Source organism: Methylophilus sp. E2MeOHC9 (assembly GCF_058744375.1).
Map to the genome: position 1 here is coordinate 2,057,372 of NZ_CP196024.1, position 14,224 is coordinate 2,071,595.

The 14,224-nt window shown below is 51.1% G+C and carries 16 protein-coding genes; 7 read left to right on the forward strand and 9 right to left on the reverse strand.

What is annotated here, in order from left to right:
- Positions 1–11 precede the first annotated feature (11 nt).
- Positions 12–1,469 (reverse strand): IMP dehydrogenase, encoded by a 1,458-nt coding sequence (gene guaB, locus ACSSVF_RS09950; RefSeq protein ID WP_492403238.1) that lies wholly within the window; start codon positions 1,467–1,469, stop codon positions 12–14.
- A 205-nt stretch (positions 1,470–1,674) separates the two neighbouring features.
- Between guaB and ACSSVF_RS09955 the strand changes: the two genes are divergently transcribed.
- Positions 1,675–2,130, forward strand: a complete 456-nt coding sequence (locus ACSSVF_RS09955; protein ID WP_492403240.1) for a DUF4124 domain-containing protein — start codon at positions 1,675–1,677, stop codon at positions 2,128–2,130.
- A 17-nt stretch (positions 2,131–2,147) separates the two neighbouring features.
- Here ACSSVF_RS09955 and ACSSVF_RS09960 read toward each other — a convergent pair whose 3' ends face one another.
- A complete protein-coding gene (locus tag ACSSVF_RS09960) occupies positions 2,148–2,501 on the reverse strand; it encodes an RnfH family protein (protein WP_492403241.1) in 354 nt (117 codons plus the stop codon).
- A 9-nt stretch (positions 2,502–2,510) separates the two neighbouring features.
- On the reverse strand, positions 2,511–2,945 hold the full coding sequence (locus ACSSVF_RS09965) for a type II toxin-antitoxin system RatA family toxin (protein ID WP_492403242.1): 435 nt from the start codon (positions 2,943–2,945) through the stop codon (positions 2,511–2,513).
- 80 nt (positions 2,946–3,025) lie between these two features.
- Between ACSSVF_RS09965 and smpB the strand changes: the two genes are divergently transcribed.
- Complete coding sequence (smpB, locus tag ACSSVF_RS09970) at positions 3,026–3,481, forward strand: SsrA-binding protein SmpB (protein WP_492403244.1); 456 nt, start codon at positions 3,026–3,028, stop codon at positions 3,479–3,481.
- Positions 3,482–3,524: 43 nt separating this feature from the next.
- Here the strand turns inward: smpB and ACSSVF_RS09975 are convergent, their stop codons facing one another.
- Complete coding sequence (locus tag ACSSVF_RS09975; RefSeq protein WP_492403246.1) at positions 3,525–4,364, reverse strand: NAD(P)H-hydrate dehydratase; 840 nt, start codon at positions 4,362–4,364, stop codon at positions 3,525–3,527.
- A gap of 131 nt (positions 4,365–4,495) precedes the next feature.
- On the opposite strand from ACSSVF_RS09975, the gene pyrG reads away from it, so the two are divergent.
- The 4 genes from pyrG to ftsB all read left to right on the forward strand — a co-directional run bounded on the left by pyrG (position 4,496) and on the right by ftsB (position 8,742).
- On the forward strand, positions 4,496–6,133 hold the full coding sequence (gene pyrG, locus ACSSVF_RS09980) for a CTP synthase (RefSeq protein WP_492403248.1): 1,638 nt from the start codon (positions 4,496–4,498) through the stop codon (positions 6,131–6,133).
- Positions 6,134–6,154: 21 nt separating this feature from the next.
- Positions 6,155–6,994 carry a 3-deoxy-8-phosphooctulonate synthase gene (kdsA, locus tag ACSSVF_RS09985; RefSeq protein WP_492403250.1) on the forward strand — a complete coding sequence of 280 codons (840 nt, stop codon included), beginning with the start codon at positions 6,155–6,157 and terminating at the stop codon, positions 6,992–6,994.
- 68 nt (positions 6,995–7,062) lie between these two features.
- On the forward strand, positions 7,063–8,349 hold the full coding sequence (gene eno / locus ACSSVF_RS09990) for a phosphopyruvate hydratase (RefSeq protein WP_492403251.1): 1,287 nt from the start codon (positions 7,063–7,065) through the stop codon (positions 8,347–8,349).
- A 27-nt stretch (positions 8,350–8,376) separates the two neighbouring features.
- Positions 8,377–8,742: a cell division protein FtsB gene (gene ftsB / locus ACSSVF_RS09995; protein ID WP_492403253.1), complete on the forward strand. Its 366-nt coding sequence runs from the start codon at positions 8,377–8,379 to the stop codon at positions 8,740–8,742.
- 70 nt (positions 8,743–8,812) lie between these two features.
- Here ftsB and ygfZ read toward each other — a convergent pair whose 3' ends face one another.
- Positions 8,813–9,817 (reverse strand): CAF17-like 4Fe-4S cluster assembly/insertion protein YgfZ, encoded by a 1,005-nt coding sequence (ygfZ, locus tag ACSSVF_RS10000; RefSeq protein WP_492403255.1) that lies wholly within the window; start codon positions 9,815–9,817, stop codon positions 8,813–8,815.
- A 58-nt stretch (positions 9,818–9,875) separates the two neighbouring features.
- On the opposite strand from ygfZ, the gene ACSSVF_RS10005 reads away from it, so the two are divergent.
- Positions 9,876–10,376: a hypothetical protein gene (locus tag ACSSVF_RS10005; RefSeq protein WP_492403256.1), complete on the forward strand. Its 501-nt coding sequence runs from the start codon at positions 9,876–9,878 to the stop codon at positions 10,374–10,376.
- An 11-nt stretch (positions 10,377–10,387) separates the two neighbouring features.
- On the opposite strand, the gene ACSSVF_RS10010 is transcribed toward ACSSVF_RS10005, so the two are convergent.
- The 4 genes from ACSSVF_RS10010 to ACSSVF_RS10025 all read right to left on the reverse strand — a co-directional run bounded on the left by ACSSVF_RS10010 (position 10,388) and on the right by ACSSVF_RS10025 (position 14,222).
- Positions 10,388–11,422: a VWA domain-containing protein gene (locus ACSSVF_RS10010; RefSeq protein ID WP_492403257.1), complete on the reverse strand. Its 1,035-nt coding sequence runs from the start codon at positions 11,420–11,422 to the stop codon at positions 10,388–10,390.
- Positions 11,423–11,643: 221 nt separating this feature from the next.
- Positions 11,644–12,672, reverse strand: a complete 1,029-nt coding sequence (locus tag ACSSVF_RS10015) for a vWA domain-containing protein (RefSeq protein WP_492403259.1) — start codon at positions 12,670–12,672, stop codon at positions 11,644–11,646.
- A 39-nt stretch (positions 12,673–12,711) separates the two neighbouring features.
- Entirely contained in the window at positions 12,712–13,251 is a 540-nt protein-coding gene (locus tag ACSSVF_RS10020) for a hypothetical protein (protein WP_492403261.1), read from the reverse strand.
- Positions 13,236–14,222, reverse strand: coding sequence for a vWA domain-containing protein (locus ACSSVF_RS10025; RefSeq protein ID WP_492403263.1), 987 nt, complete (start codon positions 14,220–14,222; stop codon positions 13,236–13,238). Before ACSSVF_RS10025 ends, ACSSVF_RS10020 begins: the two co-directional genes overlap by 16 nt.
- Positions 14,223–14,224 lie beyond the last annotated feature (2 nt).

A 14,224-nucleotide genomic window follows, 5' to 3' on the forward strand; every position in this document is an offset into this window, starting at 1 on the left:
TAAAACAAGCATTAGTCAATGCGGTAGTTCGGTGCTTCTTTAGTAATTTGCACATCATGCACATGCGATTCATGCATGCCGGCACTGGTGATCTGTACAAACTCGGCTTTGCTGCGCATGTCTTCAATGGTGGAGCATCCGACATAACCCATGGAAGCACGCAGGCCACCCATCAGTTGATGTACAACCGCGACTACGCTGCCTTTGTAAGGCACACGGCCTTCGATGCCTTCCGGAACCAGTTTGTCAGCGTTGGAGGTTTCCTGGAAGTAGCGGTCAGATGAGCCTTTTTGCATGGCACCGATGGAACCCATGCCGCGATAAGACTTATAAGAACGGCCTTGGTATAGCTCGACTTCACCAGGCGCTTCTTCAGTGCCTGCAAACATGCCGCCCAGCATCACGCTGTTGGCACCGGCTGCAATCGCTTTAGAAATATCACCAGAGAAGCGGATACCACCATCGGCAATAAACGGCACGCCGGATTTCTCCAGGGCTTTAGCCACATTGCTGATAGCCGTGATTTGCGGCACGCCTACACCAGCGACAATGCGTGTGGTACAGATGGAGCCTGGGCCAATGCCCACTTTCACGCAATCGGCACCGTGGTCTACCAGGGCCAGTGCGGCATCGGCAGTGGCGATATTGCCACCAATCACTTGCAGCTTAGGGTAGTGGGTTTTTGCCCATTTCACGCGGTCCAGCACACCTTGTGAATGACCGTGTGCAGTATCCACGACAATGGCATCCACGCCAGCTTCGACCAAGGCAGCGATACGTTCATCCGTACCATCACCCACACCGACCGCAGCGCCTACCAGCAAACGGCCTTTTTCATCTTTACAGGCCAGTGGATGGTCTGAAGATTTTTGAATGTCTTTGACGGTGATCAGGCCCTTGAGCTCGTATTGCTCGCCAATCACTAATAAGCGTTCCAGGCGATGTTTATGCAACAAGCCCATGATCTCTTCACGGCTAGCGCCTTCACGTACTGTGACCAGGCGATCTTGCGAGGTCATGACGTTGCTGACAGCCTGGTCCAGATTGGTTTCAAAACGCAAATCACGGTTGGTGACAATGCCAACCACTTTGCCGTCTTGTAAGACAGGCAAACCGGAGATTTTATGGTGTTTGGTCAGTTCAATCACTTCGCGTACCGTCATCGCCGGGTGTATCGTCACCGGGTCAATCACGACGCCTGATTCAAAGCGTTTAACTCGCGAGACGCGTGAAGCCTGCATCTCTATCGACATGTTTTTATGGATAATCCCCATGCCGCCCAACTGCGCCAGCGCGATGGCCATGCGGGCTTCCGTGACGGTATCCATGGCGGCAGAAAGTAGGGGGATGTTTAAAGTGATGCTTTTTGTCAGTTTTGTGCGCAAGCTGACATCACGAGGCATCACGGTAGAATGGGCTGGAACGAGTAAAACATCGTCAAAGGTGAGAGCTTGTTGCAACAAACGCATGTGGAATCCTTGTCTCCAAAATATAATTATACCGATTTCGTTTTACCTTGACAAAGCGTTTTGCATTTTTAGTTGCTAAAACAGCGCTGTCTGGCATGGTTTATGCATGGCTATTTCGAATGGCGGGCATAGTCACATACTGTTGAGGCGGGAAATAAACGTGAGATTAATGAAAGTGATTCGGAATATTGTATGCATTGCTTGTTTGTTGCATATTCCCGCGCATGCCGAGATCTATAAATGGCGTGATGCAAAAGGGGTGATGAATTACTCTGATGTCCCGCCACCAGCGGGCAAACAAAATGCACAGGAAATTAAAGCCACCAAAGTCTCTAATGAATACCCCTTGACCCGCGCAGATGCTTATAAAGAGAACGCATCGCCAGCGCCAGCGCCAGCAGATAAAGAAACCGCTGCTGGAAAAGGGCAGCAAAGAAAGCCGTTGTCCGATGAGGCAGAGGCTGTCGCCAAAGCCGCAGAGACACGCATGAAAGCGCAAAACTGCGCGTCAGCACGCACCAATTATCGCAACTATGCGGTGGGTGGGCGCATGCAGAGCGTCAATGAGTTCGGTGAAAAAGAATATTTAAGCGATGAGCAGATTCGTGACAATCTGGCGCGTGCCCAGTATGAAATTGACGAAAATTGTCCAGTTGAATAACGCTTTCGTTTGAATAGTCAGCGGCGTTTAGATTTTTGCTGACCACTTTTGGCAGCCTGATTCTTTTCAGTGGCCGTATTTTTTATCGCAGCCCTTAGTCTGCGGGCTTGTTTAGGGTCCGCGATTAATGGCCTGTAAATCTCAACCCGGTCCAGTGCTTGTAATACTGCATCGCGGTCCACTACTTTTCCAAATATACCCATCTTGCAGTGCTCAAGCGACAGTTCAGGAAACTCCAGCAATAAACCTGATTGTTGAATGGCTTGCAGCGCAGTCGTCCCGATTTGCACGGTCAGTGAGAGGATCACTTGTTTTTGCGGCAGTGCGTAAGCGACTTCCACTGTCATCATGTCCGATAGCGCTTCACTCATAGATATTGATTATTTGGAGTAAAGCTTGTTTGCCTGCTTCACAAAGCTGTCAACAAAGGTATTGGCGATATGGCTGAATACTGGCGCAATGATGCGTTCGATCAGGCCGTTGGCAAACACATACTCGAGCTTGAACTCGATTTTGCAGGCATCTTCACGCAGCGGAATAAAATGCCAGTGGCCGGTTAACTGTTTGAACGGGCCATCTACCAGCGTGATATCCATCCGATGCGGAAATTGCTTGTGATTGCGGGTGGTGAAGTGTTGCACGATGCCGTGATAGCGAATATGGATAGTGGCTTGCGTCACTTGTTCGCTGCGCTCTATCACGTCGCTGCCGCCACACCAGGGTAAAAAGCTGGCGTAATCCTCTACAGCATCCACCAGTTGAAACATGGTTTCGCACGAGTGCATGACCAATACGGTTTTTTCTACTTGAGCCATTATTAAATATAGCGCCGGAACGGAGTTTGGTTTTGGGTTAAAATGCTATTTTAAGTGATTTAAGCCAGCAAACCAGCGTTATGACCATCGCGCAAAATAAAAAAGCGTTTTTTGACTACTTTATCGAAGAGAAGTACGAGGCCGGTGTCGTGCTCGAAGGCTGGGAAGTCAAGGCTATCCGTGATAACCGCATCAACCTGAAAGAAGCGTATGTGGTGATCATGCGCGGAGAGATTTACCTGATCGGTTGCCATGTGACGCCATTGGGTGCGGCCTCTACGCATGTGCGCCCGGATGCGATCCGCACACGTAAGTTGTTGTTGCATAACGAAGAGATAGGCAAGCTGATCGGCAAGGTTGAACGTGCCGGGTACACCATCGTGCCGCTGGATATGCATTTCACCCGTGGCCGGGTCAAGGTGCAGATCGGCCTGGCTAAAGGCAAGAAACAGCATGACAAACGCGATGTCGAGCGTGAGAAAGACTGGAAACGCGAACAAAGCCAGTTGCTGAAAAATAAAGTGCGTAGTCGTTAATGCTTTAGTCGGTATTTGTTCTTGCGCTTTTAAATCTCAGTTTTTAAAGCGTAAGCTGACGCCATGCTGCCGCGATCAATCCCGGTAAATCATCTGCAATCAACCCCACCCCATATAGCTTAGCGGCCTCGCTGTGCAACCATACCGCAGCCGCCGCCGCTTCAAATGCTGGCATGCCTTGTGCCAGTAATCCTGTGATCACACCTGCCAGTACATCGCCGGCCCCTGCGGTGGCGAGGGTAGGTGGCGCATTTTCATTGACAATCACGCGCTCATCGGGCGCAGCGATAATCGTGTTTGTGCCCTTCAGCAAAATGGTGGCATTCGTTTGCTTAGCGGCCACCAGTGCCTGGGCGATGCGTTCCGTGAGTTGATCGGCTGGGCGCAAACCAAACAGTTTCTCAAACTCGCCGTCATGCGGCGTCAGCACACATTGCCCGATGATTGCTTTTTTTAAGCTATCTGATTTTCTGGAGAAAGCTGTAAGGGCATCTGCATCTATCACCACCGGCTTGGCTGTTTGCAACATGGTGAGTGTAGTCTCGCGTGTTTCCTTGCTTGACCCGGCACCCGGGCCTATCAGGAAAGCGCCTATTCTGGGGTCGTGTACCAGGGCATATAAGTCCAGGGTGCTGGCATAGGGTTTGGCCATGATGCTCAATAACTGGCTGGCATAAATCGCTAAGGCCACTGCAGGCACTGCGATCGCCGTGATGCCAGCGCCACTGCGTGCTGCGGCGTATGCTGCTAACCTGGCTGCGCCAGTCACGGGATATCCGCCCTGTATCAATACATAGCCGCGACTATATTTATGGCTGTTGTTATCTGGCTTTGGCAATAAGGATTGCCATAGGGCAGGTGCGTTGGACTGGTAGTGTGACATGGCTGGATTGTATGCTTGTCTGCCTCGATTAGCGAGTTTGTGCAAGATTTTATCCCTTTGCTTCATTGTGGGCGAGGGGGGTTTACGGTAAAATGTTCTCCCGTCTGCAACAATCTCAAAGTACCTCATCCATGACCAAATATGTATTCGTAACCGGCGGTGTAGTTTCTTCTCTTGGAAAAGGTATCGCAGCGGCTAGTCTGGGCGCTATTCTCGAATCGCGTGGCATTAAAGTGACCATGCTCAAGCTTGACCCTTATATCAACGTTGACCCAGGCACCATGTCGCCATTCCAGCACGGTGAAGTGTTTGTCACCGATGATGGTGCGGAAACTGACCTGGACTTAGGGCATTACGAGCGCTTTATCAGCAGCAAGATGTCCAAGCGCAACAACTTCACCACTGGCCAGATTTATGAAACCGTGATCAAGAAAGAGCGTCGCGGTGAATACCTGGGTAAAACTGTACAGGTGATCCCGCACATTACCGACGAAATCAAATCCCACATTAAACGCGGTGCCGAAGGCGCTGATGTCGCGATTGTGGAAGTCGGCGGCACGGTAGGTGATATCGAGTCCTTGCCGTTTCTGGAAGCGATCCGCCAGATGGGTTTTGAAGAAGGCAAGAACAACGCCTGCTATGTGCATTTGACCCTATTGCCCTGGATCCCGACTGCGGGCGAGTTGAAAACCAAACCAACCCAGCACTCAGTGAAAGAGCTGCGCGAAATCGGTATCCAGCCGGATATCCTGTTGTGCCGCGCTGAGCGTGAAATCCCGGAAGATGAAAAACGCAAGATTGCCTTGTTCACCAATGTGCCTTTTGAGGCGGTGATCAGTGCGATTGATAGCGATTCCATTTACAAGATCCCTGGCTTGCTGCATGAGCAGATGATGGACGAAATCGTCTGTCACAAATTGAATATCCTGGCTAAAGCTGCCGATCTGTCTGCCTGGCAGAAGATCACCTATGCGGTAGCCAACCCTAAAGCGCAAGTAGATATTGCGTTTGTCGGCAAGTATGTTGACCTGACCGAATCGTATAAATCATTGACCGAAGCGTTGATACACGCGGGCATACACACTGAATCCAAAGTCAAAATCCACTATATCGACAGTGAAGATATCGAGAAATCAGGCACCGATGCGTTAAATAGTATGGATGCCATCCTGATCCCTGGCGGTTTTGGCGTGCGCGGGACTGAAGGCAAGATCAAGGCGATCCAGTTTGCGCGTGAAAACAAAGTACCTTACCTGGGCATCTGTCTGGGCATGCAGTTAGCTGTGATTGAATTCGCGCGTAACGTAGCCGGTTTAAAAGATGCCAACAGCACCGAATTCAACCCGGCGACTGAACACAAGCTGATCGGCCTCATCGATGAGTGGCAAGACGCCACCGGCAAGATCGAGAAGCGTGATGAGCATTCAGACCTGGGCGGTACGATGCGCCTGGGCGCACAAGTCTCACCAATCGAGCCTGATACGCTGGCGGCCAGTATTTACGGTAGTGAAGTCAACGAGCGTCACCGTCACCGTTATGAAGTCAACAACCATTATGTCGATCAATTAAAAGCGGCTGGCCTGGTGGTTTCAGCACGTACGCCACGTGAAGAGTTGTGTGAAATGATTGAGTTACCGCAGACCGAGCATCCGTGGTTTGTGGCTTGCCAGTTCCACCCTGAGTTCACTTCCAACCCAAGACAGGGCCACCCTTTGTTTAAAGCCTATGTGCAAGCGGCGCTGGCCCAAAAAAGCAAAAATAACGTCTAAATCAAGAAAACAAGGAACATCATGAAGTTATGTGGTTTTGAGGTGGGTCTGGAACATCCCCTGTTTATCATTGCAGGGCCTTGTGTCATTGAGTCCAAACAAATGGCGGTTGATACCGCCGGCCAGTTAAAAGAGATGGCGGCACGCGTGGGCGTGCCTTTTATCTATAAATCGTCTTATGACAAGGCCAATCGCAGTTCTACCAAAACCTTCCGCGGCTTTGGTATGGATGAAGGCCTGCGTATCCTGGATGACGTGCGTGCGCAACTGAATGTGCCTATTTTGACTGACGTGCATACCGAAGCACAGGTGCCGCATGTGGCCGCCGTGGTCGATGTGCTGCAAACACCGGCTTTCTTGTGCCGCCAGACTGACTTTATCGTCGCCTGTGCGCAATCCGGCAAACCGGTCAATATCAAAAAAGGCCAGTTCCTGGCGCCCGGCGACATGAAACAGGTCGTCAACAAAGCCAAAGAAGCCAATGGCGGCGTGGATAATATTATGGTCTGTGAGCGCGGCGCGTCTTTTGGCTATAACACCCTGGTTTCAGACATGCGTGGCCTGGCCATCATGCGCGAAACCAATTGCCCGGTAGTATTTGATGCCACGCACTCAGTGCAGCAACCAGGCGGGCAGGGCGAAAAAAGCGGTGGCCAACGTGAATTTGTGCCAGTGCTGGCACGTGCAGCGGTGGCCAGTGGCATCGCCGGCGTGTTTATGGAAACCCATCCAGACCCAAGCCAGGCACTTTCAGATGGCCCTAACGCCTGGCCATTAGGCAAGATGGAAGATTTATTGCATCTGCTGGTGGATCTGGACAAATTAGTGAAAAAAGCAGGGTTTGCGGAGCAAACGCTTTAACCCATGCCATACATCATGTATCACAGTGATTCGTAAAGTTTTAGGTTAAAAAACATAAGGAAAATAGTATGAGCGCAATTGTAGATATTATCGCCCGCGAGATTATGGATTCTCGCGGCAATCCGACCGTAGAGGTTGATGTATTGCTGGAAAGTGGCGTGATCGGTCGTGCTGCAGTGCCTTCAGGCGCGTCTACCGGTGCAAAAGAAGCGGTAGAGTTACGTGATGGGGACAAAAGCCGTTATTTGGGCAAAGGTGTGTTAACTGCTGTTGAAAACGTCAATACAGAAATCACCGAAGCCATTTTGGGCTTGGATGCTGAAGAGCAAAGCTTTATCGACAGAACACTGATTGAGCTGGATGGCACAGATAACAAAGACCGTCTGGGTGCGAATGCGATCCTGGGTGTTTCTATGGCTTGTGCCCGTGCTGCAGCTGAAGAAAGTGGTTTGCCGCTGTATCGCTACCTGGGTGGTTCTGCCTTCATGCAATTGCCAACACCTATGATGAACATCATCAACGGTGGCGCACATGCTGATAACTCTGTGGACATCCAGGAGTTCATGATTGTGCCGGCTGGCTTGCCAACTTTCCGCGAAGCCTTGCGTGCCGGTGCTGAAATCTTCCATGCTTTGAAAAAAACACTGCATGACAAAGGTTTGGCGACTACCGTGGGTGATGAGGGTGGTTTTGCACCTAACCTGCCATCTAATGAATCTGCGCTGCAATTGATTATGGAATCAATTGAAGCGGCAGGTTACGAGCCAGGTAAAGATATCTACCTGGGCCTGGATTGCGCGAGTACCGAGTTCTACAAAGATGGTAAATACCACCTGGAATCAGAAGGCGCTTCGTTGACTTCAGCTGAGTTCACTGATTACCTGGCTACTTTGGCTGGCAAATACCCTATCATCACCATCGAAGATGGCATGGACGAATTCGACTGGGCAGGTTGGGATCTGCTGACAAAACGCCTGGGTAAAACCACCCAGCTGGTAGGTGATGACCTGTTTGTGACCAACCCGAAAATCCTGCGTGAAGGCATCCAGAAGGGTGTGGCTAACTCTGTGCTGATTAAAGTCAACCAGATCGGTACCTTGACTGAGACTTTCCAGACGATTGAGATGGCGAAGCGTGCAAACTACACAGCTGTCGTTTCTCACCGCTCTGGCGAAACAGAAGATACCACCATTGCCGATATCTCTGTCGCAACCAATGCTTTGCAAATCAAAACGGGTTCCCTATGCCGGTCCGAGCGTATCGCCAAGTACAACCAGTTGCTGCGTATTGAAGAAGAATTGGGTGATGCCACTAGCTACGCTGGTTTGTCAGCCTTCTACCAGTTATTCAAGTAACCGGGTCCATCACCGCAATAGGCCGATGTGCGCAAACTGACTGTGATCTTCATTGTCCTGATTGCCCTGCTGCAATATCCATTGTGGTTGGGCAAAGGCAGTTGGTCTCGTGTCTGGCAGTATTCGCAGCAGATCGAAGCGCACGAAAAGCGCAATGACTATTACCGCCAGCGGAATGAGACATTGCGCGCTGAAGTACGCGATTTGAAACAGGGTCAATCTGCGGTAGAAGAACGTGCACGCAGTGAATTAGGGATGATCAAGCAGGACGAAGTGTTTTACCAGGTCATGCAGCGCAAGAATCCTAACCCAGCGGCGCCAGCCAGTGTCATCACTGCAACGCCGCCTAAGGATACAGTCATGCCTCCTGCACCAACTGCGGTACCTGATTAAGCACTGATACTTGCATGTCACAAAAAAATAATGGCGCTCTAAGCGCCATTATTTTTAACAGTGCATTGCGTTATGCCAACGCATAAGGCAAGTCTGAAAAGCCTAATGCATACTCCTGCCAGTAAATGCTCCCGGCAGCCTGAGCTTCCAGCCTGCATTCTGCCAGCACCCACCAGCCGCCTTGTTTGTTGGGAGCGACACGCACCAACTGGCCGGCTTCCTGCTGTTTAGCATCCAATAACGTATCGCCTACCGTAGGTGCAGTGGCGGTGTCAGGTAAAGTCGCTAATTGGGTCCGGCGTTTTACCTTACCCAGGTAATGCGTACGCGCCACGATCTCCTGGCCGGTATAGCAGCCCTTCTTAAAATTGATGCCATCCAGCGCATCCAGGTTCACCATTTGTGGCACAAATTTCTCCTGGGTCGATTTGTACACTTGCGGGATACCCGCCTGGATTTCCAGCGCATCCCATTGCTGGCTATCTGTTGGGGTGAAGGTAGCGGCCAGGGTTTTCCAGGCTTGTTCTGCCTGGGCGATTTCAATGATTAACTGCGCACGCTGTTTTCCGTGGCTGTCTGGTAAGCGGATCAAGGTGCCCAAAGGCGTTTGGCTGCTGTGGTGCGGATGGAGTGGCAGGTGCTGGATATGCGCTGCGGAATCCGCACTGGCAAGCCCCAGCGCGACAAACTGCTCACTGACATCTTCTACCACGACTTTGCTGCGCATGACGAACATGCGCAAGCGTTTGACCAACTCCGGAATTAATGTGCGCGGGCATTGCAGGTAGATGACCTCATTGATACTGAAGGCATAGAACAGTGCCAGCAAGCGGCCTTTTGCCGTACAGTAGCCGGTGAATTGCGCTGCCTGTTGTACCAGTTTAATATCATTGGTGAACTGGCCTTGCAGAAACGTCAGGGCATCCGCACCGCTGACCGCGATCAGGCCATGGGTGGACAGGTCAAATAACTGTCCGGATGCAGGTGCATCAGGTGAAATAAACGTCGCTTCACCTGACTCATTGAATTGTGCACCCTGTGAAATTAAGAATTGTTGCCATGTAGCGCTGGACATAAAAGACCTTCCTGTGGAGCGCGAATGATGTGTTATCAATCGACTGCATGCAGACTTGATGAAAAAACCTATTCTACCAACTGAAATTGTATTGCGCTTTCATTCCTCTAAATTTTTATGGGGGTGGTGGCTGGTATTTTCAATGGCGGTCGTGCTGAGCCTTTGGGTTTCTTTGCCGCTATTGTGGGCGATCACAGGGCAGGCCATCTACGTGATTGCCTGTGCCTGGCAATGGACACAGCTGGCCGCCACCCGCTGGCAAGGTAGTCCGCAATCGCTTAGTGTCGATGTATTTGGCACGATGACAGTGACGGATAGGTCGGATCAGCGTTGGCTGATCCAGGTGCTGCCAGATAGCGTCGTACATCATCGCCTAATGGTTTTGCATATCGATTACCTGGAATTACAGCCTGAGGCTTCAGAAAAAGAGATGCATCTGTCAGGTCACAAATTATGGCACTGGCTGCGACCAACCCGCGTACTGATCTTGTTTGATCATGCGGATACCGCATCGCAAAAAGCTTTGCGTGTCTGGCTCACCTGGGGCCTGCGCGAATAAACGATGCGACATCACTGAAAGTGATTGTCGTGCGCGACCGAGTCACTGCGCGCAAAGAATCTGGATTTCACCTGTTTGCGATACAGCCCGAAAGTATGCTTGAACTGGCGTATGGACTCACGGTGGATGCTGGCCGCCAGCAAACACAGGCCGGCAAGTGTGGACAATATCCAGGCGATAGAAAAGGGCACGACTTCATGGCGCGGTGATTTGTGGGATTGTATGGTTTGCAACACCTCATAAGTATCATCCCCGGCGATATATTGTGCACCGATCTCATGCGCCAGTTTTTGCAAGTAAGGGCCATCACGCTTGGAAATAAAGCGGTCGTACTCAGAGAGCGCCACACTGTCATCGCGGCCGCTACTTTTGCTGGCAGTCACCTGCGCAATATTGGGCTGTACGGCGAAACTTTCATTCGACCAGTAGCCTATCATCTGGTTTTCTTCTGTTAGTTTTGGAATGCCCGTGCCCTTATCTGAGCCGATGCCGACAAAAAACCAGCCGTCACCTCCCTGAAAATCCCTCAGGTTGCGCGTATTGAACGCATGCAGCAGTGGCGCTTCATCCCCATCGGTAAAATACACCGCTTTGGTGGCTTCCGGCATTTGGCGCAGCAGTTTGGCCGTGATCGCCAGGCTCTCGCGCAGTTGGCTGTTGCCTGTCCACGCCATGCGCCAATCCAGGTGGTCTATGGTTTCATGGATGGCAGAAAAGTGCTGGCATACTTGCAATGGCGTATACAGTGCTGCGACTGCATCCCCGGCGAACAAACCTATGCTGAGGCGGGTGTGGCAGGGCAGTTGCGCCACGATCTCATGCATCATGCGCTTGGTATAGTCCAAACGGCTGACTGAGCGCCCATTCAGCGACATATCCTTGGCGTTCATGCTCTGTGTCACGTCGGCAATCAGGAAATAGGTGTGGACGTTGCGCTTGATCGGAATCGTAGGGACCAGGATCGCCCCCAGTAAACAGAGCAAAGCCAATGTCAGCAAGAAAGTGTCGCGATGTTTAAGCCAGAGCTTGAGCCAGTGATTTTTCATGGTCCTTATCCTGGAAGCCCGAATAAGTCATTCAGTGAGCGAATGGTTGCGTAGCACGGTACTAAAAACCCTCAAGTACTCAAGTACTCAAGTACATTCCGGTTTCTGCGTGCCGTGCGACTTGCACTTCATCTCACTTAATAACTGATTGCGTGCTTCCTTCATGATGTGCCTGCATCACTGGCCTAGGATGTCCGAGGTAAATCAGGCGTTAACAAAATTTATTGAAAATGGTTGTCGTGCGCAACGGCCTCACTGCGGTTAAATAGCCTGGACCTGATCTCATGATGATAAATCTTGAGGTTCTGTTTGATCTGGCGCAGCGGATGGCGGCTGGCATAGGTGCCGACGATACATAATCCGCCCAGGGTGGCGAACAACCAGCCTAATGGCAACGGAGCAATATCACGTCGGGCTGGCTTTTGTGTTTTCATGGCTTGCAACACGGCGTAACTGCTATCACCCTTAATGTATTTGGCACCGATCTCCTGTGTCAGGCTTTGCATGTATTCAGCCGCCATTTTGGAGATATAGCGGTCGTTCTCACCAGCTACATTATCGTCGCGCACACCCAAGGTACTTTCCGAAATTTGCGCAATACCCGGTTGCATGGCAAAGCTCTCGTTCGACCAGTAACCGATCACCTGGTTATCTTCACTGAGTTTAGGGATGGCATCACCTTCTTCAGTGCCTATGCCCACAAATATCCAGTCATCTCCGCCCTGAAACTCTTCCAGGTTTTTGGTATTGAATGCATGCAGCTTGGGCGCTTCTTCACCATCGGTAAAATACACCACTTGCGCAGGTTCTGATAAGCCGCGCACCACTTTGGCGGTGACAAACAGGCTCTCCCGCAAGCGGCTGTTGCCGGACCAGGCCATGCGCCAGTCGAGATGGTCTATCGTATCCTGGATGGCGGCAAAGTTTTTACAAATTTCTATCGGCGAATACATGGCGGCGACAGAGTTACCCGCAAACAGCCCGATACTGACTTTGGTACCGCAGGGCAGGGAGCCCACCACTTCATGCATCATGTTTTGCATATAGGCCAGGCGCGTGACTTTTTTGCCACGGATAGTCATGTCCGAGGTATTCATACTCTGGGAAATATCCGCCACCAGAAAATAAGTATAAATATTATGTTTAAACGGGATGCTGGGCCGCAAAATAGCGCCCAGCAGGAATAGCAGCGCCAGCCCCAGCAAAACAGAGTCGCGATGTTTGATAAAACGTCTGAGCCAGATATTCATACTTTTCAGTTTATAAAGTGCAAGCGGTCAGGCATGCGGTTAAGGCAAACCATTGGGGATGTTGCCCATGATCAGGCCAGGATTGTCAGATTCGCCAACCCCAGGTGTTGGTTTTTCAGGCAGCAGGCTCAGCACACGGTCATAGTTGCGGCGTGTGCCCCAGTGGTTGTTATCTGCTTTCAGGGCGCTCTTATATGAGGTCATGGCCTGGGTTAACAGGTATTCCACTTCATCACGCGTGTTATTGTCGTTGCCGCCGGTGACTTGAATCGCCTTGAGGAAAAACATATTGCCGATGTTATGCAAGATGGCTGCGCGTTGCACAGCCGTGGTGCCGTCTATCAGCTTGGCAAATAACAAAGTGGCCTCTTTGTAACGCTCGTTTTTTGCCAGCCAGTAGGCCACTGCATATTTGGCCTCAAAACTTTGCTGGTCAGTTTGTGGCGTTTTCGCAGTGGTGATGGCTTCATTGAATGCCTTGGCCTGTTGAATACGTTGCCAGGTGTAAGCCATGGTGACTGTGGCAGCCACGGCCACCACGATCAGGCCGATGACCAGTTTTTTTACGCTGAGCGCCATGTGTTGATCTCCAGATATTTAACTGCCAGCAGGAAAGCAATCATGACGACTGCAATCCAGTAACACACATTGGTGTAATCATGGCCGGGGATTTTTTCCATATATTGAATCGGTTTTTTTTCTTTGCTGTTAATGTCCGCAATCGCGGTTTCCAGCGACTTCGGGTCCGAAGCTTCATAAGCATTGAAAGGCGTGCGCAGGGTCTGGAAGTACTGGTATAACAATACTTCTGTCGGCATATGGCCGTCATAGCCACTTTCAGTATATTTGGGGTCGAAAATGGTGATGCCGCCCGGCTGGCGCAATACGATCCAGTACAGGCCGATGTTATAGCGTTGCAGCCAGTCACGCAGTTTCTGCTGCACCATATCGCTGACACGCCCGGCACCATCCGAAATCAGGATGATGGCGCGTGAACCTGAGTCAGGCACATCTTTAAATAACTCCACCGCACTGGTTAAACCGCCGCCAATATTCGTCTGGAACAACGAGTTGCCGGCGGTGGCCTGCACTGCTGAAAGCACGGCTTCTTTGTTCTCGGTGAGTGGTAACACATACATGGCCGAGTTACTGAAAGTGATGACGCCCATCATGTCATTGCGGCGGCCTTTGATGAAGTTGGTAATGATGCGGGCGGCGGCGACAGATTTGGTTTCACCAATGTGACCGTCCTTATCGCCGACAAAAGCATCATCCATACTGGCGCTACGGTCGAGTACCAGGCCGATCTGGGCGCCTATGCCGGTACGCAGTGCCTTTTGCTCCAGCGTGTGCGGGCCTGCAAGCCCTAAGATCACAAACAGGATGCTGAGTGCTGCCAGCGCTTTTAATAAAAGTCCTATCAAGCTCGATAAAGGGTCAGGTGGTAGCAGGCCTATCCACGAATAATGTTTGCTGTGCGAGCGTTCCAGCAGTAATGGCAGCAATGCCAGTGGTAACGCCCACAATATCCAGGGGTGATTAAATGCCATGA